The sequence below is a fragment of the Lactobacillus sp. ESL0237 genome (genome assembly GCF_003692985.1).
Lineage (GTDB): Bacteria > Bacillota > Bacilli > Lactobacillales > Lactobacillaceae > Lactobacillus > Lactobacillus bombicola.
The window spans coordinates 360,850-385,262 of the sequence record NZ_REHE01000010.1 but is presented as its reverse complement, the minus strand read 5'-3'; the positions used below and the strand labels follow the sequence as shown (position 1 = coordinate 385,262).

At 35.8% G+C, this 24,413-nt stretch carries 22 protein-coding genes and 1 riboswitch; of the genes, 15 read left to right on the top strand and 7 right to left on the bottom strand.

All coding sequences use genetic code 11. From position 1 onward, the window contains the following. Positions 1-49 precede the first annotated feature (49 nt). The 4 genes from F5ESL0237_RS07165 to F5ESL0237_RS07150 all read right to left on the bottom strand — a co-directional run bounded on the left by F5ESL0237_RS07165 (position 50) and on the right by F5ESL0237_RS07150 (position 4,344). On the bottom strand, positions 50-919 hold the full coding sequence (locus F5ESL0237_RS07165) for an AraC family transcriptional regulator (protein WP_122022329.1): 870 nt from the start codon (positions 917-919) through the stop codon (positions 50-52). Between the two features lie 75 nt (positions 920-994). Then, positions 995-1,891, bottom strand: coding sequence for an alpha/beta hydrolase (locus F5ESL0237_RS07160; protein ID WP_122022328.1), 897 nt, complete (start codon positions 1,889-1,891; stop codon positions 995-997). 102 nt (positions 1,892-1,993) lie between these two features. Further along, complete coding sequence (gene dapF / locus F5ESL0237_RS07155; protein WP_122025025.1) at positions 1,994-2,974, bottom strand: diaminopimelate epimerase; 981 nt, start codon at positions 2,972-2,974, stop codon at positions 1,994-1,996. A gap of 17 nt (positions 2,975-2,991) precedes the next feature. Further along, entirely contained in the window at positions 2,992-4,344 is a 1,353-nt protein-coding gene (locus F5ESL0237_RS07150; RefSeq protein WP_122025024.1) for an aspartate kinase, read from the bottom strand. Between the two features lie 167 nt (positions 4,345-4,511). Further along, positions 4,512-4,689: riboswitch (Lysine riboswitch) on the top strand. An 89-nt stretch (positions 4,690-4,778) separates the two neighbouring features. Here F5ESL0237_RS07150 and lysA point away from each other — a divergent pair. The 7 genes from lysA to F5ESL0237_RS07115 are packed head-to-tail and all read left to right on the top strand — an operon-like array spanning position 4,779 to position 11,916. Further along, positions 4,779-6,074: a diaminopimelate decarboxylase gene (gene lysA / locus F5ESL0237_RS07145; RefSeq protein ID WP_122025023.1), complete on the top strand. Its 1,296-nt coding sequence runs from the start codon at positions 4,779-4,781 to the stop codon at positions 6,072-6,074. Between the two features lie 18 nt (positions 6,075-6,092). Further along, positions 6,093-6,803, top strand: coding sequence for a 2,3,4,5-tetrahydropyridine-2,6-dicarboxylate N-acetyltransferase (dapD, locus tag F5ESL0237_RS07140; protein WP_122022324.1), 711 nt, complete (start codon positions 6,093-6,095; stop codon positions 6,801-6,803). A 4-nt stretch (positions 6,804-6,807) separates the two neighbouring features. Beyond that, positions 6,808-7,947, top strand: a complete 1,140-nt coding sequence (locus F5ESL0237_RS07135; RefSeq protein ID WP_122025022.1) for an N-acetyldiaminopimelate deacetylase — start codon at positions 6,808-6,810, stop codon at positions 7,945-7,947. Between the two features lie 22 nt (positions 7,948-7,969). Then, positions 7,970-8,881, top strand: coding sequence for a 4-hydroxy-tetrahydrodipicolinate synthase (dapA, locus tag F5ESL0237_RS07130; RefSeq protein WP_122025021.1), 912 nt, complete (start codon positions 7,970-7,972; stop codon positions 8,879-8,881). A gap of 10 nt (positions 8,882-8,891) precedes the next feature. Next, positions 8,892-9,653 (top strand): 4-hydroxy-tetrahydrodipicolinate reductase, encoded by a 762-nt coding sequence (gene dapB, locus F5ESL0237_RS07125; protein WP_122025020.1) that lies wholly within the window; start codon positions 8,892-8,894, stop codon positions 9,651-9,653. A 15-nt stretch (positions 9,654-9,668) separates the two neighbouring features. Then, a complete protein-coding gene (locus F5ESL0237_RS07120) occupies positions 9,669-10,850 on the top strand; it encodes an aminotransferase class I/II-fold pyridoxal phosphate-dependent enzyme (protein WP_122025019.1) in 1,182 nt (393 codons plus the stop codon). Position 10,851: 1 nt separating this feature from the next. Continuing rightward, the gene (locus tag F5ESL0237_RS07115; protein ID WP_122025018.1) at positions 10,852-11,916 is read left to right on the top strand and encodes an aspartate-semialdehyde dehydrogenase; all 1,065 of its coding nucleotides are present in this window, start codon (positions 10,852-10,854) and stop codon (positions 11,914-11,916) included. A 51-nt stretch (positions 11,917-11,967) separates the two neighbouring features. Here F5ESL0237_RS07115 and F5ESL0237_RS08540 read toward each other — a convergent pair whose 3' ends face one another. Next, complete coding sequence (locus F5ESL0237_RS08540; protein WP_233551962.1) at positions 11,968-12,966, bottom strand: CAP domain-containing protein; 999 nt, start codon at positions 12,964-12,966, stop codon at positions 11,968-11,970. A 257-nt stretch (positions 12,967-13,223) separates the two neighbouring features. Beyond that, positions 13,224-14,216 (bottom strand): GMP reductase, encoded by a 993-nt coding sequence (locus F5ESL0237_RS07105; RefSeq protein WP_122025017.1) that lies wholly within the window; start codon positions 14,214-14,216, stop codon positions 13,224-13,226. A gap of 192 nt (positions 14,217-14,408) precedes the next feature. Between F5ESL0237_RS07105 and F5ESL0237_RS07100 the strand changes: the two genes are divergently transcribed. From F5ESL0237_RS07100 to F5ESL0237_RS07065, 8 genes are all read left to right on the top strand, one after another. Further along, a complete protein-coding gene (locus F5ESL0237_RS07100; protein ID WP_122025016.1) occupies positions 14,409-15,698 on the top strand; it encodes an adenylosuccinate synthase in 1,290 nt (429 codons plus the stop codon). 3 nt (positions 15,699-15,701) lie between these two features. Next, positions 15,702-17,000, top strand: coding sequence for an adenylosuccinate lyase (gene purB / locus F5ESL0237_RS07095; protein ID WP_122022316.1), 1,299 nt, complete (start codon positions 15,702-15,704; stop codon positions 16,998-17,000). Positions 17,001-17,243: 243 nt separating this feature from the next. After that, a complete protein-coding gene (locus tag F5ESL0237_RS07090; RefSeq protein WP_158592436.1) occupies positions 17,244-19,322 on the top strand; it encodes a PTS sugar transporter subunit IIA in 2,079 nt (692 codons plus the stop codon). Between the two features lie 17 nt (positions 19,323-19,339). Further along, positions 19,340-19,645: a PTS sugar transporter subunit IIB gene (locus F5ESL0237_RS07085; RefSeq protein ID WP_122022314.1), complete on the top strand. Its 306-nt coding sequence runs from the start codon at positions 19,340-19,342 to the stop codon at positions 19,643-19,645. Between the two features lie 20 nt (positions 19,646-19,665). Beyond that, positions 19,666-20,997 carry a PTS sugar transporter subunit IIC gene (locus F5ESL0237_RS07080; RefSeq protein ID WP_118907109.1) on the top strand — a complete coding sequence of 444 codons (1,332 nt, stop codon included), beginning with the start codon at positions 19,666-19,668 and terminating at the stop codon, positions 20,995-20,997. A gap of 19 nt (positions 20,998-21,016) precedes the next feature. Then, complete coding sequence (locus tag F5ESL0237_RS07075) at positions 21,017-21,448, top strand: hypothetical protein (protein ID WP_122022313.1); 432 nt, start codon at positions 21,017-21,019, stop codon at positions 21,446-21,448. 32 nt (positions 21,449-21,480) lie between these two features. Beyond that, positions 21,481-22,323 carry a class II fructose-bisphosphate aldolase gene (locus F5ESL0237_RS07070; RefSeq protein WP_122025014.1) on the top strand — a complete coding sequence of 281 codons (843 nt, stop codon included), beginning with the start codon at positions 21,481-21,483 and terminating at the stop codon, positions 22,321-22,323. 10 nt (positions 22,324-22,333) lie between these two features. Beyond that, positions 22,334-22,948 carry an AAA family ATPase gene (locus F5ESL0237_RS07065; RefSeq protein WP_158592435.1) on the top strand — a complete coding sequence of 205 codons (615 nt, stop codon included), beginning with the start codon at positions 22,334-22,336 and terminating at the stop codon, positions 22,946-22,948. Between the two features lie 137 nt (positions 22,949-23,085). Here the strand turns inward: F5ESL0237_RS07065 and F5ESL0237_RS07060 are convergent, their stop codons facing one another. Next, on the bottom strand, positions 23,086-24,312 hold the full coding sequence (locus F5ESL0237_RS07060; protein ID WP_122025013.1) for an MFS transporter: 1,227 nt from the start codon (positions 24,310-24,312) through the stop codon (positions 23,086-23,088). Between the last annotated feature and the right edge of the window lie 101 nt (positions 24,313-24,413).

Here is a 24,413-nt window from a genome sequence, read left to right as displayed (position 1 = left end):
AATTCCTCTTTTCTAAAATAGATACACTGTTATTTTGATTTTTAGTAACTTAGATATGGCGTTGAGTAACTCTTTTTATTTGCATACTTGTTTTTCCATAATTAGCAACTAGTGCTCGATTCATTGAGCGGACGCCGCTAAAACCAGTATTGCTTGCAATAGTAGTTAATGTATGGGAGGTATTACAAAGTTCATGATAAGCTTTTTGTGCTCGATATTTTTTAAGATATTTTCCTAAAGTAATCCCCATATTTTGCCTAAAAATTTTTTGTAGATATTGGCGTGCTAAATGGCAATTATCTGCAATGTCTTGTAGTGAAATTTGTTCTTGATAATGAGTTTGAATAAAATCTAATGCATTACGTAAATGACCAGTAATAATTAAGTTATCAGATAGACGACTGTTATTATCTCGCGGCTCTAGGAAATATTTGAGTAAAATTTCGAGAACTTGGTAGCTCAGGATAGTTAGTTCTAAATTTTTAAATGTGTCACTATTATTTAAACTGATGGTTATCATTTGACTAAGCAGAGTTTGTAGGCGGTAATACTGGCTTAGCTGATTAAATGCTAACTCTGATACATTTTTTAAAACAATCAGATAATGATTTATTTCGGGAAACATACTCAAAACTAGTGAATAAGGGAAAAGTATCGTTAACATCAAATCTGTTTGTTTATTGTTAATGTTTTGTATACTGTGAACGATTTGTGTATTAATAACTAGAATTTCACCTGGGTGTGTTTGGTAATCTAGACCTTCAATTATAAAATGATCAATTTTACCTCTCATGGTAAAGCTTAATTCAATGCTTTGATGCCAATGAGGTGGAACTTCAGTTTTTCCTGGCTTTTGATGCACTTTAATATAAATTGGTAATTTATCTAGTTGGACTAATTCGTGTATATCAGTGTTCATATTTTCTACCTTTATAAAAAATGATTAAACACTTAGCTCCTATGTCAACCATTATTTCGTTAGCTTGCTCATGCATTAATTTATGTATTTTCGGAAAAAGTTTAATTCGTCTAAATTGCATTGTCTGGCTAAATCATCTTTTTGATTAATGTGAAATACATGTCCACGCAGATGGTCAGTATCACCATAGAAATGCATTTCATGAAAAATATTTTTAGCAGATAGATACCCAGAAAGTGTAAAGGCACTGTTTCGTAAAAAATCGCCATTACTAGTCATTAAAAAAATTGGTGGTAACGCTTGAGTTAAGTAGCGTTCTACGTTCAATTGATCATGCTTAGTTAAACGAATTTCTGGACGAAAGTAAGCTTCTGGGGCACCAACTATTAAGTTAGTTTCTGTTAAAAAGTACAGACCACAATTTAGTGCGGCTGCTTTAATGGTTAGATTGGGTAAAGCATAGCCAAAATATTTACGATACTCATTATTAGTATAAATTGCTAAAATCTGTTCTGCCATCTGTCCGCCAGCACTGTCGCCGACAATGAAGACATTATTAAGATCAAACTGGTAGTTGTTGGCATTTGTACTGTCTGCTATCCAATGAAAAACTAAATTTAGATCATCAAGTTCACCAGGATAGACTACATCGGGCGCTAAACGATAATTGGCGTTGACTACGGCAAAGCCCGCTTTAGCTAAAGCAAGACAGTAGAATTGATATGTTTCTTTTGTACCATAAACCCAACCGCCACCATGGATATTAACAATTACAGGCAATTTTTGGTCGGTTCTTTTTTTGGGTAGATAAACATCAAGCGACTGAAATTGCGGTACGACCCCGTAGGATAGATTGTCAAAGCGCTCAACTTCAGGAATTTGTGTTGGTAATCCTGCATCGCGTTTATCATCTCCTTGTTTAAATTCAGTACGCATTTTATTAACTAATTTTTGATAGTCTGGTTCAGTCATTTTTTACTCCTTTATGAAATCGCTTTATTTAATTTTAATCCATTGCAAGCAAAAAAAAAGTGCATAAAGGCACTTTAAAATGGCAAATAGTAATAAATTTAATCAAGAATGTTTAGTAATAAATTCTTGATACGCCTGATTTTCAACTGTCGATTTAACTTTAAATTTAGTAAAATCAATTACATTTTGATGCAGCTCATTTTCAGCAACTTCGATGTAGTGAGTAAAAGTGGCATTACCAATTAGTTCAATCCAATAATGATTATTATCCTGATGAACAATAGTTTGTACAAAGCCTCCTGGATTAGTGACAGTAATTAGGTTATTAAACAGGCAGTTTTGGGGATAAGTTAGGGCATGAATTAGACTAGCTGCCGACATGCCAGTTCCGCAGGCATTGGTAAAACCAACGCCACGTTCAAAGGTGCGGACAAAAAGGCGTTGAGGATTAATAATTTGGGCAAAACTAACATTAACGCCATCAGGGAAATAAGGATTAGATCGATTAAGCTGGGTTCCCAATTGTTTTAATAAATCTGTTTGCATCAGATCGGCTGATACTATGCTAATCAGATGAGGATTAGGAACAGCAACTGCCGTAAATTTCAAGTTAGCAGCAAATTCGGGAACGGGTTGATTAATTAGCTCTTTTTTGCCTAAATTGCTGAAGGGTAAGTCTTGCTGCTGAAAACTAACCGGGCTAATTTCCACACTAACTGCTTTGACGTGTGGTGCCCAATCTGGCTGACAACTAACTCTTAAATTAGCTTGGGCAGTTTCGACGATTAAATTTTGCTGCTGATATTTTGCTGCTAAATAGCGCCCGACTGTTCGTAATCCATTGCCACACATTGAGGCAATAGAACCGTCAGCGTTAATTACCTGCATTTTGCCACAAGCACTAGGTTGAGAAGATGGGCTCACGACTAAAAGACCATCAGCCCCATTTAAAAGATTGTGCGAATTAGTTAATTGCTTTGTTAACTTGACTAGTTCCAGTTGGGTAAATGCTTGATTAAGTTGTGTTTGATCAAGTAAAAAAAAGCTATTTTGTGAACCATGAACCTTTAATAGTTGTACCATTTTTACTCCTCCGGAAATTAATTGAAAAATTGTTGATAAATTTGTTTAACGGCTATCGGGGCATCAGCTTTTTTAGTGCCTAACATGATTGATATACGCGAAGCACCTTGATTAATCATATGGATTGCAACCTTCTTTTTGGCTAATGGTGCAGTAATGCTTCTCATGGCGCCAATTTTATTTCGCATTCCTTCTCCCACTACCATAATGATGGCATAATCATCAATCCATTCAAGATAGTCAGGTTTTAGAACTTTTTGGATTTCATCACACATATTTTGCTGAATTGCTGCTGTAAATTGCCGTTTATCAAAAATAACCGTTAAATCATCAATTCCAGAAGGCATATGCTCGTATGAAATTTTAAACTTGTAAAATATTTGGAGTAATTTAAGCGTAAAACCCAATTCTTTATTCAATAAATATTTATGTAAGTATAAAGCGGCAAAATGATTAGAACTAGCTACGCCTGTAACTATATTTTGTGCTAGGAAATTTTTTGCGGGTACAATTTTAGTCCCAGGTAATTCGGGATAATTAGTATTTTTAACATTAATTGGTATTTGACCTTGAATGGCTGGTATAAGAGCTTCATCATGAAAGACAGAAAATCCAGCATAGGATAATTCTCTTAATTCGCGATAAGTCATAGCTTTAATAGCGCAAGGATTATTAACAATATGGGGGTCGGCTGCATAGATTGCATTAACATCAGTAAAATTCTCGTATAAATCGGCTTGTACTCCACGCGCCCAAATTGCTCCAGTAATGTCTGAACCACCACGAGAAAAAGTGGCAATATCCCCTTTTTTTGTAATACCATAAAAGCCTGGAAAAATTAATAATTGATTAGTGTGATGCCATTCATATAAATCGTGATAGGTCTGAGGTAAGATTTGAGCATCATTGGCACTATCAGTGACCATGAATTTAATATTTTGAGGATCTAAAAAGCGGGCTGGTAGCTTTTCTTGTTGCAAAATTAAGGCTAATAACTCAGCACTTAATTTTTCTCCTTGAGCTTTAAAAGCAGCAATTAGAAAATCAGAATTACGATAATTATTTTTTGGTAAATCAAATAGTTGCTGTTTTAGCGGTTGTAGTAAGGCAGGTGTTATTTTAAAATAAGCTGCTATTTCTTGGTATCTTGCCCAAATTTCTTTAATTACAGGCTGATAATTTTTTTGGGTTAAATATTGTTTAGCATATTTTATTAATAAATCTGTTACTTTAAAATCATCAGCAAATCTTTTACCAGGAGCAGAGGTAATAATAATTTTACGTGCAGGATCGGCCTTGATAATATTAATAACTTTTTGAAATTGTGTTCCATTAGCTAGCGAACTACCACCAAATTTAACGACTTTCATTCCTAATCCCTTTCTTAAATTAAATTAATTTTAGTTTTATTAGTTTTGCATTTTAACATTCTAATTTAAATATGCAACAATGACTTGATTAATTGCTAATTATATTTTTAAATATTAAATCTTGCTGAAATGTATTGACATTAATATTAATTAATAATAATATTTTAATAAATCGAAGAGGTTGCAACTAACATGAGTAGCTAGCCGAGTTTCTGCATAAACAATGAAACTAGTAAAAGGGGAAGTTGCCGAAGCATTAATTATTGCAGTGATTAATTAGCTGGGACGTAATTTAATAGATTACGGACTGTCGCAAATGTAAGTTTGCGGAGCGCTATCGGCCAAAATTGAATCCAATTATAATTTCAATTTGAGGACTCTTTTGTGTACTGTGCGCACAAAAGAGTCCTTTTTACATAGAGAGGATTTTACGCATGAATAATTATTACCAAACCAATAACCAAGGACATTTAATAATTGGTGGGGTTGATGCTTTAGAGCTAGCTAAAAATTATGGTACGCCATTAGTAGTCTATGATGTTGCCCAAATTCGGCAACAATTTCAAGCATTTCAGCAAGCTTTTACCAACCTAAAAGTAAATTCCGTAATAAGTTATGCTAGTAAAGCTTTCTCTGCCATCGCTATGTATCAACTGATTAATCAGTTAAAAGGACATATTGATGTGGTTTCTGGGGGGGAATTGTATACCGCGCTTAAAGCAAATTTTCCGACAGATAGAATCAGCTTTCATGGCAATAATAAAACTAAAGAAGAATTAGCATTGGCTGTTGAAAATCAAGTTGGTGTAATTATTCTTGATAATTTTTATGAAATTGAACTACTTGAGCAGATTCTGAATAATACGTCTAAGCGTGTGTCAGTTATGCTTAGGGTAACGCCCGGTATTACAGCTCATACTCATCAATATGTACAGACAGGTCAAGAAGATAGCAAATTTGGGTTTGATATTTCTTCGGGTCAAGCTGAACAAGCATTGCTTAAAGTACAAGCTAATAAGCAATTGAAATTAATTGGTATTCATGCCCACATTGGTTCACAAATTTTAGCGGTAGGCGGTTTTAAATTAGAAGTAAAAAAGCTCATGCATTTAATACATGAGTGGGCCCAAAAATATGCTTATCAACCACAAATTTTAAATTTAGGTGGCGGCTTTGGTATCCGTTACACTGCGCAAGATCAAGTTTTAGCACCGGACATCTTTATTAAAGAAATTGTCCAGACAATGCGTGCTTATGCGCAAAAATATCACTTGGAACTGCCTGAAATTTGGATTGAACCGGGGCGCTCAATTGTAGGCCAAGCAGGCTATAGCTTATATACGATTGGCTCAAGTAAAACAGTTCCCGGCCTTATGCCGTATATAACGGTAGATGGTGGTATGGGTGATAATATCAGACCGGCGCTTTATCAAGCTGAGTATGAGACAGTACTAGCGCGCTGTCCACAAGCTGAACCCAAGCAGGTAGTACACCTAGCTGGTCGCTATTGTGAATCTGGTGATATTTTGATTAAGCAAGCTTCCTTGCCACAAGTTAAAGCAGGTGATGTAGTGGCAGTCTTAGCTACTGGTGCTTATGGCTATAGTATGGCATCTAATTATAATCGTGTACCGCGTCCAGCAGTGGTTTTTGCAGAAGCTGGACATGCTCAAGAAGTAATTAGGCGGGAGACTTATGCTGATTTAGTTAGTCATGATTGTTTTTATTAGGTAAAAGGAGATTTTAGTATGGAGAATATGTCAGCAAGCGAAATAATTGATTTTATTGCTCAAGCACCTAAGCAAACTGCAGTTAAAATTTATCTTAAAGGTGAACTAGATAAATTGACCTGGCCTGATAAAGTAAAAACTTTTATTGAAGGTCATATGGGAGTTGTTTTTGGCGATTGGCAAGAAATTGCTCCTTTTTTAAGAGATAATGCTGATTTGATTACTGATTATCAAGTAGAAAATGCCAGTCGTAATTCCGCTATTCCACTATTAGATTTAAAAAATATCTCTGCTCGAATTGAGCCTGGAGCTTTAATAAGAGAGCAAGTAAGTATTGGTGATAATGCAGTGATTATGATGGGCGCGGTAATTAATATTGGAGCGCAAGTGGGTTCTGGAACCATGATTGATATGAATGCTGTTTTAGGTGGCCGCGCAATTGTGGGAGCAAATAGTCACATTGGGGCTGGAGCAGTCCTAGCTGGTGTTATAGAACCAGCATCTGCCCAACCAGTTAGAGTGGGAAATGGCGTGTTAGTTGGAGCTAATGCGGTTGTTTTAGAGGGGGTTAAAATTGGCGATAATGCAGTAATTGCAGCCGGAGCTGTGGTAACTAAGGACGTACCAGAAAATGCAGTCGTTGCGGGCGTTCCTGCAAAAATCATTAAACAAAAAACACAAAAAACTACTGCTAAAACAAAGATTGAAGCAGATTTAAGAAGGTTGTGATTTTATGCTATCAGTAAATGAACTAAATGAGATAAGACGTAACTTACATCAAATTCCTGAAGTGGCTCTACAGGAATTTAAAACGCAAGCATATTTAGCTAAGATAATCAGCCGCTTTAACCAGCAATATTTACAAATTAAAACTTGTCCAGCAATGCCCACAGCATTATTAGTCCATGTTCAAGGCAGCAATCCTAAAAAAACAATTGGTTATCGGGCCGATATTGATGCTTTACCGATTCAAGAAAAAACAGCCCTGTCCTTTTCTTCACAAAATCCGGGTCAGATGCATGCATGTGGCCATGACATACATATGACGGTAGCTTTAGGAATTTTAAGTTATTATAGCGAGCATCAACCTCAAGATAATTTATTATTTTTTTTTCAACCAGCAGAAGAGAGTAAAAATGGCGGTAAACTTGCTTATGAACAAGGAATTTTTACCGGTCAATGGCGCCCAGATGAATTTTTTGCCTTGCATGTTACTCCGGATTTACCGGTGGGCACAATTGGCTGTTGTTTAGGAACTTTATTTGCTGGGGCAGCTGAAGTAAATATTGATCTTTATGGTCAAGATGGGCATGCGGCCTATCCCCAAAGGGGTAATGATATGGTTGTTGCAGCAGCTGCTATGATTGGGCAAATTCAGACGATTGTTTCACGTAGCATTGACCCAATTGAAGGTGGCGTAATTACTATTGGCAAGCTACGAGCGGGGAAAATTAGGAATGCAATCGCTGGTCATGCTAGATTAGAAGGAACTATTCGCGGTTTAACTCAAACAATGATTGAGCAAATTGAACAACGATTACAAGATGTTACACAAGGAATTGCGCAAAGCTTTGGGGCAAAAGTAGAAATTGAATTTAATCAAGGTGGTTATTGGCCGGTAGAAAATAATTCAGAAATTACGACTGAATTTATTGATTATCTGAAAAAAAACCCCGAAGTGAACTATCAAGCAACTCCACCAGCAATGACGGGAGAAGATTTTGGCTATTTATTAGCCAAAATTCCCGGAACTATGTTTTGGTTGGGAGTAGAAGATACTTCACAGCTGCATTCAGCAACATTTTCCCCCCAAGAAAAAGCAATTATGACTGGAGTTAAAACAATGATAGGTTTTTTACAGGAACATATGTAAGTAATTAAAAGGAGCACTTGCAATGATAGATTTGACACACGCAGACATTTTAACAGCACTAATTACGCCGTTTGATCGGCAGGGAAAGATTGATTATCCTGGCTTAGAAGAGTTAACGGAGCATTTAATTGAAACGGGTACTAAAGGTTTTGTAATTGGAGGCACAACTGGCGAAGCAGCAACAATGACACATGATGAAAAAATTGAACTGTATACTCGTTTTGCCCAGATAATTAATAAGCGGGTACCACTGATTGCAGGCACTGGCAGTAATGATACCGCTCAAACAATCCAATTTACGCAAGAGGTGGCGCAGATACCTGGAATTGATGCTGCCCTAGTAGTTGCTCCTTATTATAACAAGCCTAATCAGCGGGGAATTAAAGCTCATTTTGAAGCTATTACAAGTCAAGTTAAGTTGCCAGTATTAATTTATAACATTCCGAGTCGAACGGGAATAAAGATTGCTAAAGAAACTTTGGTAGATTTAGCGCGTAATTCACAAATTATTGGCGTTAAACAATGCACTAATTTAGAAGACTTAGAATACATAGTTGAGCATACTGATGATGACTTTTTAGTTTATACAGGGGAAGACTTACAGGCTTTAGCGGCTAAAGCTTTGGGTGCACAAGGTGTGATTTCAGTAGCTTCGCATATTTATGGTAAAGCGATGCGTCAAATGTATGACAATTTAGCGCAAGGTAATTTAGCAGAAGCGGGTAAATTACAACGACAGTTAATGCCTAAAATGCAAGCCTTATTTATGTATCCTTCGCCAGCCCCAGTTAAAGCAGTTTTAACTGCGCAAGGACTAGCAGCCGGTGGGTGTCGGCTACCAATAGTTGAATTAAATAATGAAGAAAAGCAGCAACTAGCCTTAGGCTTGGGCTTGAATAAAACTGCTTTGTTACATCCACTGGCAAGTATTTAGGAGAAGATTAATGAAGAAAATTATAGTAGCTGGTGCTACCGGATCAATGGGGCAGCAAGTAGTGAAATTGATTGAAAATCAGTCTGACTGTGAATTGGTAGCTGTTTTAGCGCCCAATATGGCGAGTAACTCAAATTTTAAGCAGTCAGTTAAATGTTATAAAAGTTTAAGTGATATTAATAACCTGATAGCTGATATTTGGATAGACTTTACGACTCCAGTGGCGGTCTTTGAAAATACTAAATTTGCGATTGAGCATCAGATACGTCCACTGATTGGTACTAGTGGCTTGACGACAGAGCAGATTACGCAATTGCGAAAAAGGGCGCAGGAACAAAAAATTGGTGGTCTGATTGTGCCTAACTTTGGCTTATCTGCTGTATTGTTAATGAAATTTGCCCAAGAAGCTGCTCGTTATTTTCCCGATGCAGAAGTGATAGAAATGCATCATGCTGATAAATTAGACGCACCCTCGGCAACGGCAATTGCTACAGCGCGTTTGATTGCTGCTAACCAAGAGCAAGCAATTGACCAAAATAGCAGCAATGAGTCAAGGGCAAGAGGGGAAAATTATGCTGGGATTCCGATACATTCAGTTCGCCTGCCAGGCTATGTTGCGCATGAACAAGTATTATTTGGTGGATTAGGCGAAGCCCTTACGCTTAGACAAGATTCTTTTGACCGGTCTTCTTTTATGTCAGGGGTGAAGCTAGCTTTGGAACATATTATGGAATTACCAGAATTAGTGGTTGGTTTAGAAAAAATATTATAAATAGAAGGAGAAAAAATGCCTCAATTAGCTGCTGATTTAGCTGAAATTATTAATACGCCACTTGAAAAAATTCCCCCGTCGGGTATTCGCGCATTTGCCCAAAAGATTAATGATATTCCTGATTTAATTAAGTTAACTTTAGGTGAACCAGATTTAGATACACCTGAACATGTTAAACAAGCGGCAATTAAAAGTATTATTACTAACGATTCCCATTATTCAGCGCAAAAAGGTACATTAGAGTTGCGGCAAGCGATTAGTAATTACCTAAAGCGCAAACAGAACTTAATTTATGATTGTAATAGTGAAATTATTGTCACTGTTGGTGCTACCGAAGCAATAGCAGCTAGTATGCTATCTTTATTTCAACCAGGAGATGAAATTATTGTTCCTACGCCATCATATGCACTATATTTTCCCTTAATTAAATATACTAAGGCTCATTTAATACCGATTAATACAGCGACTAGTGATTTTGTTTTAACTCCTAGTCTTTTAGAACAGACTTTACAACAATATCCACAGGCTAAAGCGATTTTATTGAATTACCCAACTAATCCAACTGGAAGGACATATTCAAAGGAACAATTAAAAGGCTTAGCAAAAATCATTGCCCGTTACCATCTTTATGTGATTGCTGATGAAATTTATAGTGAACTGACTTATGATTTTCAACATGTTTCTATTGCTCGCTATTTGCCTGAACGTACTTTAATAATTAATGGTCTGTCTAAATCACATGCAATGACTGGCTATCGGATTGGCTATCTAGCAGGGCCTAAAAAAATAATTAATTTAGTTGCTAAAATGCATGCTTTTATGGTAACTGCACCGTCTAATCCAGCCCAAGCAGCAGCAACTGAAGCCTTAGAACATGGCGATCAGGATCCGGTAATAGCAAGAGAAATTTATCGCCACAGGCGTGACTACGTGCGATCAAGTCTTAATAAAATGGGCTTAAAAACAATAGCTAATGAAGGTACGTTTTATGTTTTTGTGAAAATTCCTGAGCGGTACGGCAAAGATGATTTAAGATTTGCCTTGGACTTAGCTGATCAAGCTAAAGTTGGTGGTACTCCTGGTAGTGCTTTTGGCGTTGGAGGTCAAGGGTACATTCGCTTTTCTTATGCAGCTAGTGAGACTGAGTTACAACTTGCGATGTTACGTATCCAAAATTTTTTAGTTAAGGAGAATTAGAATGAAAGAGTATGTAGTGGCAATTCTGGGGGCTACTGGTGCCGTTGGCCAACGCTTGATCAAAGAATTAGCTCAAGCAAATATCCCAATTAAACAAGTTAAGTTACTTGCTTCGAAAAAGTCGGTTGGTAAAAGGCTAAAATTTAAGAACCAAGAAATAGTAGTGGAGCAGGCGCAACCAGATTCTTTTACTGGCGTTGACATAGTTTTATCATCTGCTGGTGGAGCAATTTCGAAAAAATTATTACCCGAAGCAGTCAAACGGGGAGCAGTTTGTGTAGATAATACTAGTGCTTTTCGGATGGCAGAAAACGTCCCGTTAGTAATTCCAGGTGTCAATGACCAGCAATTAGCCCAGCATCAAGGAATTGTTGCCAATCCTAACTGCTCTACTATTCAAATGGCTGCTGCATTATATCCGCTTCATAGACGTTGGGGTATCAAGCAGATTGTAGTTTCAACCTATCAAGCAGTATCAGGAGCAGGTAAAAAAGCTTGGGATGAAATGCTGGGGCAGGCCCAAGCTAGGCTAGACAACCAGCAGGTGGCAGCGGCTATTTTACCTACTTCAGCAGCTAAGAAGCACTATCCGTTAGCTTTTAATCTTTTGCCCCAAATCGATATTTTTGAAGCTGATGGCTATACTCATGAAGAATGGAAAATGATTCATGAAACTAAAAAAATTTTGTTTAATGACCAAGATTCGAATCAAATTAAAGTAACGGCTACTTGTGTTCGAGTTCCAGTAGAAATTGGTCATGGCGAGGCGGTTTATTTTATACTGCAAGATAAACAGGTGACGGTTAAGGAAATCCAAGCTGAAATTCAAAAAACAGCTGGGCTAATTTTACAGGATGATTTTAAAAAACAACTTTATCCGCAACCATTGCAGATTGCAGGTAAGAGGGAGACCTTCGTTGGTCGGATTCGAGCAGATCAGGAAAACTTGGGTGCTTTTCATATGTGGGTCGTAGCCGACAATTTATTAAGAGGAGCTGCGACTAATACAGTTGAAATCGCGGAATGTTTAGTACGTAAAAATTTAGTAAGAGTCCCTAATATATAGCTAAAAATGGTATTAAAAAAGCGTTCATTTTTAAAATGAATGCTTTTTTAATTACTTATGTAGCCATTCAGTGATTAATTTTTTATACTCACTAACTTTTAAAGAACTTGAGGTTCCGGTATCTGCAGCATTAAAAACATCGACATATCCCTTACCGTTTGGAATCATATGCGCCATGCCCATGATACAATGATTCTTGTTCACTAAGTTTAAATAATGCCCTGACTCTTTATAACCATTAGCGCCATAAACGGCATATCCATATTTATTGTTCTTCCAGTTAGGAGAAAATTCGTAAGGTGCTAAGCTTGGTGTTTTAGTGACATTTGCTTTCCAATTAGCTTGTTCACTTAGCCATTTTTTGACGGGATCAGTTCCACTAGCTAAGTTTTCTAAATTATTCGTATATTCATAATATTGTGGTTCAGTTAAGGTGCCACGCTTTTGATAATCTGCATCAATCATTGAAAGTGCGGTTAAAATGGGCGAAATTCTTAATTGTTTTTCTTTAAGCTGAGCGCGTACTTTATTAACATTGCTCAAATTTTTAAGGGTAGCCTGAATGTTACTAATGCTGGTAGCATCTTTTGCGCTATTCAAGTCAACGTAAGTTTTAAACCAAACAGGAGCTGATTTATTACCTAATTTACCAGTTCTGAGCAGAGTAGCAGCTGTTTTAGCAGCTGCTTTTTGGGCGGCAGTCAGTGAATTATTAGTAGAAAGAAAGTCCATAAAGGTAGTAGCATTGTTATTTTGCTTTGGCTTTTTATTAGGTGTTTTATTTTTCTTTGACTTAGAAGGGGTAGTTTTATTCGATTGCTTATTAGTTTTTGAATCGTCAAAATATTTACCATATGAAGGTTTTAGTATATCAAATATCTTCTTAATTTGCTCATCAGTTATATATTTATTTTCTTTTTTGGCTACATTTGCCTTGACGTCACTTTTGGTAGCTGCAGTTACTTTCGGGGTAAAGCCAACTAATCCAATTGTTAATAAAAAAATAAAATTAACAGCTAAAAATTCTAAAGCTTTTTTTGTAGTTTTCATATCTGTCAAATCTTTCTATACTTAAACTTGTTGTGTATATTTTAGCAAATGAATTTAATGAAAACAATAACATATATAAGTATAATTTTGGCAGGGTAGTTTTATTGCTACGTTGTTATTTATAGATTTTAATTAAAAACTGCAAAAAAAATCTCAGTACTGACTACCTAACAATACTGAGATAAATATTATTTTAACGGAATTTTTTTTATATTACCACATTAAAATAAAAGTTTATCAAAAAAATATTTTGAGAGTTATTTATCGCCATTTAAAATTGTATTTTTTACAATAACGTAATCGACTAATCTAATGGAATTAAGATTGTTGCCACCTGCATAAGAAATCGCGGACTGTAAATCTTCTTGCATTTCCTTCAAGGTATTAGTAATTGATCCGCGAAACGGAACTAGCATTTGCTTACCTTCAACGTTACGATAAGTGCCCTTTTGAACTTCAGAAGCTGATCCCCAATATTGTTTGTATGTTTTACCATTAATTTTAATAACATTGCCCGGTGATTCTTCATGACCAGCAAGCATTGAACCAATCATGACCATTGTTGCGCCAAAGCGGATTGATTTGGCAATATCACCATTATAACGAATACCGCCGTCAGCAATGATTGGCTTGCTGGCAACTTTACTACACATTCTAAGCGCTGCTAGTTGCCAACCGCCAGTTCCAAATCCAGTCTTTAGTTTGGTGATACAGGCTCGACCAGGTCCAACGCCAACTTTGGTGGCATCAGCACCAGCATTTTCTAGTTCACGTACAGCTTCAGGCGTGGCAATATTACCAGCAGTCAAAAAGGTATCTGGTAATTTGGCTTTAATGTACTTAATCATTTCAATTACAAAATTAGAATGTCCATGTGCGACATCGATAGTAATGTATTCAGGGATAATATCTTTTTCAGCTAATTGATCAATAAAAGAATATTCTTCTTTTTTGATACCCACGGAAATAGATGCAAATAAGCCCATGTGATGCATCATTTCAATAAAGCTAAGCCGCTTTTCTGGTTGAAAGCGATGCATTACATAATAGTAGTTATTTTTAGCGAGCCAGATTGCTAAATCTTCATTAATCACACTTTCCATATTTGCTGGAACCACTGGTATTTTAAATGTTCGGTTTCCAAATTTAACACTAGTATCAGCATCGTGACGACTTTTGATGATTCCTTTATTTGGTACTAACTGAATATCATCATAATCAAAGGCTTCTATGCTAAAATAATTACTCATAAAAAATATGCTCCTAAATAAATATCTATTAACCAAAGCAACTATAATAAATTTATTTAATTTTGTCAATTAAAAATCGAACTATTTATAATGAATAATCTATAATAATTCGTATTTTTATTTGACTATCATAAAGTAAATTGCTAAACTATTCATGTTATATTGGTATATTTTTGTATGAGGTGGATAAAAATGACAGCAATTGCAGTAGTTGGTAGTCAATGGGGCGATGAAGGAAAAGGGAAAATTACGGATTTTCTAAGTAAAGAAGCTTCATATGCAGTTCGTTCCAATGGTGGCAATAATGCAGGACATACAATCGAAATTAATGATAAGTCTTTTAAAATGCGTTTACTCCCGTCCGGAATTTTTGCAGCAGATAAAGGAGCCATTATTGGTAATGGGGTAGTTATTAATCCAGAAGTTTTATTAGCAGAATTAGAAAATTTAACTGAAAATGGCATTGATACTGGTAAACTGCGAATTTCTAACCGTGCACATGTCATTATGCCCTATCATATTAAGCAAGATGAATACCAAGAAGAATCAAAAGGAGCCAATAAAATTGGTACAACTAAAAATGGAATTGGTCCAGCCTATATGGATAAGGCTTCTAGAATTGGAATTCGCGTCTGTGATTTACTTGAAAAAGCTACTTTTGCCACAAAATTAAGTGCTAATTTAAAGGAAAAGAACGCCTTATTTACGCAAATTTATCACAAGCCAGAACTTAACTTTGATGATATTTTTGCTACTTATTATGAATATGGACAAAAAATTAAAAAATATGTAACTGACACCTCAGTTTTAGTCAATCAAGCACTTGATCAAAATGAAAAAGTCCTTTTTGAAGGAGCACAAGGAATTATGCTTGATCTTGATGAAGGGACCTATCCTTTTGTAACATCTTCAAATACAATTTCAGGTGGTTTAACTAGTGGCATTGGTGTTGGTGCTAATCGTTTAGATACCGTAATTGGTGTATGTAAGGCTTACACTACAAGAGTCGGAGCCGGTCCATTTCCTACCGAATTATTTGACCAGACTGGTGATCGTATTCGCGAAACGGCGCATGAATATGGTACAGTTACTGGTCGACCACGCCGTATTGGCTGGTTTGATGCAGTTGCCTTGCGTCATGCAAAGCGAGTTGCGGGCATTAATGCCTTAAGTTTGAACTTATTAGATATTTTTAGTGGCTTTGATAAAGTTAAGATTGCTATTGCATATGAATTGGATGGCAAGCAAATTGACTATTATCCAGCAAGCTTAAAAGAACTGGCGCGCTGCAAGCCAGTTTATGAAGAGCTACCAGCATGGCAAGAAGATATTACCAACGTCAAAACTTGGCAAGATTTGCCAGAAAATGCCCAAAAATTTTTGCAACGGATAACAGAAGTGGTGGGGGTTCCTTTAGTAACAGTCTCGATCGGACCAGAGCGGGAACAAACTATTGTTTTACAAAATCCTTGGGAAAAATAAATTATGTTAGAACGTTATACACGCCCAGAAATGGGTAAAATTTGGTCAACTAAAAACAAGTATGCAGCCTGGTTAAAGGTAGAAATTGCTGCTACTAATGCATGGAGTGAAGTTGGTACGATACCTAAAAATGAGGCAACTAAAATTGCTCAAAATGCTAATTTTACTGTTGAACGAGTGCATGAATTGGAACAAGTTACTCATCATGATGTGGTTGCCTTTACGCGGGCAGTTTCCGAGAGTCTTGGACCAGAAAAAAAGTGGGTCCATTATGGGCTGACCTCTACTGATGTAGTAGATACGGCTCAAGGTTACCTTTTAAAACAAGCTGATGAATTGATTCGGCAAGATTTACTGCTGTTACGGCAAACAATTGCCCAAAAAGCTATTAAATATAAAAATACAGTTGAAATGGGACGGACTCATGGGGTTCAGGCTGAGCCGACAACTTTTGGTTTAAAATTAGCACGGTGGTATGCTGAAATTAACCGAGATATTGAACGTTTTGAACATGCTGCCCATGGCGTTGAATCGGGGAAAATTTCTGGTGCAGTTGGTACTTTTGCTAATGTTTTACCTGCGGTTGAGACCAGTGTTTTAAAACAGTTAGATTTGACGCAGCAACCAATTACAAGCCAAATTTTACCACGTGACTTACATGCAGAATATATTGCAACGTTGGCCTTGATTGCAACTAGTATTGAAAATTGGGCCACGGAAATACGCGGTTTACAAAGATCAGAAATTCATGAAGTTGAAGAACATTTTCGTGCTGGTCAAAAGGGGTCTTCGGCGATGCCACATAAACGTAATCCGATTGGTTCAGAAAATCTATGTGGGATGGCTCGAGTTTTAAGAGGGCAAATGCTTACTGCTTACGAAGATGTTGCTCTTTGGCATGAACGTGATATCTCCCATTCTAGTGCTGAGCGAATTATTTTACCTGATGCAACAAGTGGCATTGACTATATGCTAACTAGATTCAATCGTATCTTAACTAACCTGGATGTTTTTCCCAACACTATGCGTCAGAATATGGATAAAACTTATGGCTTGATATATTCTCAAAGATTATTACTTAAATTAATTGATGAAGCAGGATTATCACGTGAAACAGCTTATGACATGGTGCAAAAATTGACGGCTAAGTCTTGGGATAAAGGTCTTTCATTTAAAAAGCTAGTTGAAGATAGTCAAATTATGAATTATCTTTCACAAGAAGACGTGAACGATGCGTTTGATTATCATTATCATTTACGTCATGTCGATGAAATTTTTCAAAAGCTGGGACTGGATAAATAGTAATTAACTAAACAAGTACCTTAACTTAGTTTATTTGCTGTAGCTATTAGACGATAACTAAAAATATTAAATGGATTCCTAAATTATTAAATTTAGGAATCCATTTTTGTATAAGTATTTATTATTTCATTAATTTTAGGAAAAAATAAGTGCAACGTGTCAAAAATTTCCAATTAAAGTGGAACTAATAAACCCTTTTTTTAATGTAAGCGCTGACGTATTATGAAAATTGAGGTGAGGAATATGAAAGACCGACAGTTATTAGTAATAAGTAAACTGCTTGATACAGAATATTTAGCAATTAATAAATTGAGTCATGTCTTAAAGGTTTCAGCTAGAACTATCAGAAATGATGTTGATGAAATTAATCAGTATCTAAGTAAATTGGCAATCCCCCTAATTTCTAATAAGCGTGGTCAGCTATATTTTAACCTTGATTCCAAAGAAAAAGAGTATTTATTCCATCATTTAGAAATTGGCACTGATCCATTTTTAGATCCCAAAAAACGGCAGTTGGACATCATTGTTAGTTTTCTTAAGGCGCCGCAGCAGGTAAAAATATATGAAGAGCAAGAGAAGTTGCATGTCAGTAAAAGTACGATGGACAAGGATATGAGACAAGTCAGAGAATTTCTTGCCCAATATTCCTTGACTATAAGCACACAGCAAGGAGCTAAAATTGAAGGCGCCGAAAGAAATATTAGAACAATGATTCAACAATTAGTTATTGAAAATATTGATATTTCAAAACTAACTAAAGAAAGTAACATTGAGGGAAGTGATAGTTATCAGATTATAGCAGGCTATTTAAACCTGCAAATTTTGCGCGAAACTAACCAAGTTGCTAAGCAATTAATACATGGTGGTCGCTATGAAGGCGTATCCGCAAGAGAAGCAGAAATTTCTATTTTAATGACAATTTGGATTAAGCGTGTGCAAGAAAAGCAATATATAGATGATAGTCAAGCTTTTAACTGGGAAGTAAAGGATACAAAGTTTTTGCAATCTCTCGAATATTTGCAAAAAAAGTTTAACTTAATTGTTCCTAAAAATGAATTAAGTTATATGGTTTTTCTACTTAAAACCTTTTTGGGGGAAAAGGAAGTCCGCCTTGATAAATGGAATGAATCAGAATTACTCACATTACGTATAATCGATTACATGAGCGATGTGGAAAACATAAATTACAATGAGTCGGAACAACTATATGAACAATTAAACTATCACATTTCTGCGTTCTTGCAAAGGCAAGACAATCACATTGAAATTTTCAATCCACTGACAGAGATGTTAAAAACAAGTTATTCCATGATTTATCAAGATGTGGCTAATTTTTTTAGAACTAACTATAACAAAAGTGTTTCAGAAGGCGAAAAGGCTTACATTACGGTATATTTCAGCACATATTATGAAGAAAAGAGTAAGGACCAGGATTTTTATTATATTGCCGTTCTATGCAATTATGGTGAGGCTACTGGTCAATTACTGGCGGCTAATATTGTTAGAAATATGAATGTTGAGGTGGTTGCAGTTTTAGGGCTACAAGATATTAATTCACTCAAAAAGTTGAATATTGATTTTGTTGTTAAAACCATTGATGAGCCGACTAATTCTGTGCCTAGTTTTAAAATGCCGCCACTACCTAGTCAACATGATTACCAAGAGTTAAAGAAGTTCCTGGTTCAAAGGAATATTAAGCAACACACGTCTTTGCTGAGACAGAATAATAATTCTACTGGTAATTTAATCAAAGACATTATTTCTTTAATTGAGTCACAAAGCCAACACGATGTTTCGGCACAGACAGTGGATCAATTGATTAATATACTTGCAAAGTATCAAATTAAAATAAAAGAAAGTGAGGTGAAGCCGATGCTACAAGACTTACTAACTGAAGAAAAAATACAAATCCATATTAAAGCTATTAATTGGCGTGAAGCAATCGAAAAGACTAGTCAGCCTCTTTTAAATAGCCATTCTATTAGTTATCAATATATTGCTGCAATGGAAGAATCGGTTGAAAAATTTGGACCCTATATTGTTATTGGCCCAGGAATTGCATTGGCTCATGCTAGACCAGAAGATGGAGTTTCAAAATTAGATGTTAGTGTTGCATCGTTGGAAAAACCAATCGATTTTGGCAATGAAGTTAATGATCCGGTAAAGATAGTTTTTGTATTATCAGCAATTGATAGTTATTCGCATTTAAATATTTTAAAAGCAATTGTGAATTTAATTAATAAACCAAATAAAATTGAAGAATTATTTGATAAGAATGATAAGCAAAGTTTTAAAGAAACTTTATTAGGAGTAACAAAATAACCAGGGAGGTAACAATTATGGCCAAAGTTCCAAGTGTTTTCTTTATTTGTGGAAATGGATTAGGTTCAAGTTTAGCTTGTCAAATGGAAGCAGATGATGCCTTTAAAGAAGCGGGGATTGATGTCAATTCAAATCATGATTCAATATCAGCTGCACCCTCTTTAAATGCTGATGTAATTGTTTCTGCAAGTAATTTTAAGTCTCAATTTGACAATACACAAATTGATCCACATACGCAAATTGTTTATTTAGATAACATTGTTGATAAAGAAGAAATTAAGAAAAAAGTATTGCCGATTGTAAAGCAAATGGCAGGAAAATAAGTAACTAAGGAGTGAGAAAAATGACCGTTATTCAATGGATAATTGATAATATCCTAACACAGGCTGCAATTTTGATTTCTTTAATTGCAATGCTAGGATTGATTTTACAAGGAAAACAATTAGGCGCAGTGATTAGCGGAACTTTAAAGACCCTACTAGGATTTGAAGTTTTATCTGCTGGATCGGCAATAATTCAACAAAGCTTAGCTTATTTTGCGGTAATCTTCCATTATGGCTTTCATACTAAGGGAATAGTTCCCAGTATTGAAGCAATTAATGGTCAGGCAATGAATAAGTTGGGACTTGGTAATAGTATTGCCTTGACTCTTTTAGGAATTTTTATAGTTAATATTTTAATCGCTCGCTTTACCAAATGGAAATATGTGTTTTTAACAGGACAGGCTTTACTCTGGATGGCAACGATGACAGTAATTGGTGGTCATTTTGCGGGGTTAAAAGGGTTCCCGTTAATATTAATCGGTAGCATTGTTGGTGGAGTTTTTGCAATAGCAATGCCAGCTTTAGCGCAACCAATTGTGCGCAAAATTACAGGTAATAACTCTGTTGCTTTAGGTCATTTTTGTACAATCGGTTATTTGGTAGAAGCCGGCGTTGCTTGGCTAGTTAGAGATCGTAAAGTTGATCAGCAAGTTACAAATATTAAGGAAAGAACTGATTCCTGGGAGCATGTCAAATTACCTAAAAGTATGTCATTTTTACAAGACAATTCGCTTTCAATCATGGTTGTAATGATTCCATTGTATGTTATTACAGCGGCTTTTGCAGGCCCGTATTGGTCACTTAAAGCTGCGGGTGGAGTAGCCGGGGGAGTCAACTATATTATTTATGCCTTTTTGCAAGCAATTCAATTTACTGTAGGCGTATATGTAATGCTATCTGGTGTTCGACTGATGTTAGGTGAAATTGTACCAGCATTTCGTGGCATTGCAATGAAAATTGTACCCAATTCAATTCCGGCTTTAGATTGTCCAGTACTGTTTCCATATTCACCTAATGCAGTAATTATCGGTTTTATTACTACTACAATTGGTACTGTAATTGGTATGTTTTTATCACCTCTAGCAGGATTAGCCGTAATCTTACCAGGAATGACTACAAACTTCTTTGCAGGTGGTACTGCTGGTATTTTTGGTAATGCAGTAGGTGGGAAGCGAGGAGCTATTATTGGTGGAATTGTTCATGGCTTATTTATCACGCTTCTGCCAGCTTTATTAGTAGGAGCTCTATCTTCATTTGGCTTTGTTAATGCAACAGCAACAGATGTGGATACGATTGTTGCGGCATTACTGTATCTTTGGGTAATTACTCCTGCATTTCACGTATTTGGCTAATTAATGGGGGTAACTAAAAATGTCGTTTTGGTCAAAAATTTTTAAAGCGAATGATTTAGTGCATAACACTAAAACAGAAGAACAAAAAAATGAAGTAAATCTTTCTGAGGAAGAAAGGCAAAAAATTGAGGCTAAAATAAAACAACTGTCTAGTCAAATAAGTACGGCAAAAACAGCTTCACCAGATTCAAATAAACAAAATGCTGATTTATTAACAGAACTAGGTCAAAATTATCAAAAACTAAATAATATTGATTCAGCAATTAAAGCTTATGAAGATAGCTTAAAATGTAATGAAGATTTTGGCCCAGCTTTTGACGGCTTGCTGAGCCTATACGATGAAAAGCGCAAAGTAGCAGCTTATAAAAAAGATAATGAAGAAATTCAAAAATGGTTGAATAAAAGTGATGAATTAACGGCATTATCAAAGAAAATAATGCGTTCAAGGTAATAAAATATTTGATTAATTATAAGAGGATAAAGATGACTTATAAAACTTTAAATGAAGTATTAAAAGAAGCACAAGAATTAAATTTTACAGTTGGTGCATTTAATGCACATAATCTTGAAATGATGCCAGCAATGATTGAAGCTGCTCATGAAGTAGGTGTGCCAATTATTATTCAAACTTCGGTCAGTACAGCCAATACAGAAGGAATGGCGAACTTTGTTGCTGTCTGTAAGAGTATGGCAGAAAAACAGGCAGTTGATGTAGTTCTTCATCTGGATCATGCCCGTAATATCAAAGATATTGAGGAGGCTATTGCAGCAGGTTATAGTTCAGTGATGTTTGACGGTTCAGCACTCCCACTTAAGGAAAATATTGAAAAAACTAAACGAGTAGTTGAATATGCACATCATCGTGGTGTATCGGTTGAAGGTGAAATTGGTACAATTGGTGGTACCGAAGAAGGGTATACTGTTGAAGAAGGTAGCTACACTCGACCAGAAGATGCACTTAAGTTTTTAAAAGAGTGTGATGTTGATGCTTTGGCTGTTGGAGTTGGTACACACCATGGACAATTCCAATCAAAGACAAAATTGAATTTTCCTTTAATCGAAACATTGCATGATAAACTTGACAAACCAATGGTAATCCATGGCGGAACGGGTGTTAAGGAAGAAGATTACCACCGCTTAACTGAAAATGGTGTTCGCAAGTTTAATGTTGGTACAGAATTATTGGTTGCATGGACTGAAACAGCTAAAGAAAAATTTGGTGGAACAGAAGTTAATAATTCGCTCCGTAACAATATTATTCCATGTAATGAAGAGGTAAAAAAGATTATTAAACATAAGCTTAGCTTATTTATGAATGCAAAATAAGGAGACTTTTTTGAAACAGACAATGTTGCTACTGGCAGGTAGTCCAGGTACAGGGAAATCTTATTTAGGAAATATAATTTGTAAAGAAATTCCTGATTTTTTTAATAAAACTTCAATAGATTTTTTTAAAGAAAAGCTTTATGAAGAAAATGGGTTTGACAATATTAAGGAAAAAACTAACTTAGATAATTTAGCATATACCCTTTTTTATCAAAGTATTGAAAAATCAATGCAAAAAGGGCAATCGATTATTGCAGATTACCCTTTTTCTTATCGGCAATATGATACTTTAAAAATTTTGGCTGATAAGTATAAATTTCAAATAATAACAATTACTCTTATTTGTGATTTAGATATTTTATATCAGCGACAAAAAGAACGTGATCTAGATCCAGAACGCCCACTAGGATTTATAATGAATCATTATCATAAGGGTGATACTTTATCTGATCGAACAAAAATGGATATTCAAAAAACAAAAGCTGAATTTACAAAATTTAATGATCAACGGGGTTATGCCAAATTTAAATTGGGAAAAACTTTAGTTTTTGATGTATCGGATTTTACTCATGCAAATTATCCTGCTTTAATTAATAAAATTAAAAAATGGGTAGGATACAGCTAATTGGATTTAAATAAATGTAAGCCAATAAGTCAATTTCTAGTTAAGTTTTTGTACCGTATTAAAGCTAAATATATTAAAGGCGAGTGTATTAAGAACTCGCTTTTTATTTGTTTAAAAATATATTTTTAAGTTATGTATTAGTTAACTTTTGTCATTACGATTAGAGTAACAATGAAAACTATGACACTAAGAGCTAAAACACCGTATAAGGCGTAGGTAACGTTGATTACACCGGCAATAGAGGTAAATAAGGTAGTCATTAATGGACCAGCAATTGCTAAGATGGTGTTTAAAAGACCTGCTGAAGAAGCTAAAATTTTGCGATCTACGGAGATAACCAACCATTGCATTAACTTAGGACTGCTCGTACCAGCTAAGAAGCCAAGAGTGGTCATTAAGATAAGGCAAGCTATGATGCTCTTATTTAGAATTGCAATGGCCATAATAGCACTGTTAACGGTAGATAATAAAGATAACTGAAAAAGTGAAGTACTTTTAAGTAGCTTGGTGCCAACTGCACTGCCAAGAGCCAAACCGATTGCAGCAGTAGCACCTAAAATTGCGATGGTAAAACTATAGCTGCCGATAAGCATGCTTTTATTGCCGGCAATAACGATTGAAATTAATGGCTCAACAGAGCTGAGCAAACCATTAAGCATAGCTACAACTAAAACAATTGTTAAGAGTCCGTGGGCTTGCCGTACTTGCTTGAGTGATGAACCAATCGTGGCAAAAAAGCTTTGGTCATTGACCTCTTCTTTCTGGTCAGGCTGCTGCTTGCGAACATTTGCACTAATGTTGGCATAGAGTAAGCCGGCTGCTAAAAAAGTTAGGGCATTGACCACGGCTAGTTCTGAATATGACATGAAGAGCAGGAGCCCGGAACCGACAAACTGGGCGACTAGTGTAATTAGTTGTGATACGCCGCCTGTAAAACCCTGGGCTTCGGCCATTTCATTTTTACCGACGAGGCCAACGATTAGAGGCGTTTGTAAACCGCTAGAGTACATGCCGGATAGATCAGATACAAAGTTGAGCCCGATAACCATTAAAACTAGGTTCCAGCCTACAATATTGGTGACAAAGAGCAGGGCCACCAGTATGTACAAAGCAAAGCGAAAGATTGCAAGCCAGACAATTATGCGGTATTTATTGTGCGTCCGATCCGCCAGGTAACCACTGAGACTTTGAATTAAGTCTGGTAGTGACTCGGTAATAGCAATCAAAGATAGGGCCAAGGAATAATTTTTTAACTTACTGGCATAAGTCATGAGGGCCAGGTAGAAAAGGATGTTGCCTGCACCAGATAACCAGCTGGCAAGAGTAAATTTTCTATAGTTTTTATTCTTTAAAAAGATGTTCATAATATTTGCCTCTCATTTCTTAATTTGATGATATTTTTATTATAAATAGGCTATAATTTCAAATATAAAAATGTCGTATTCGAAATTTTTAGGCTAAATTA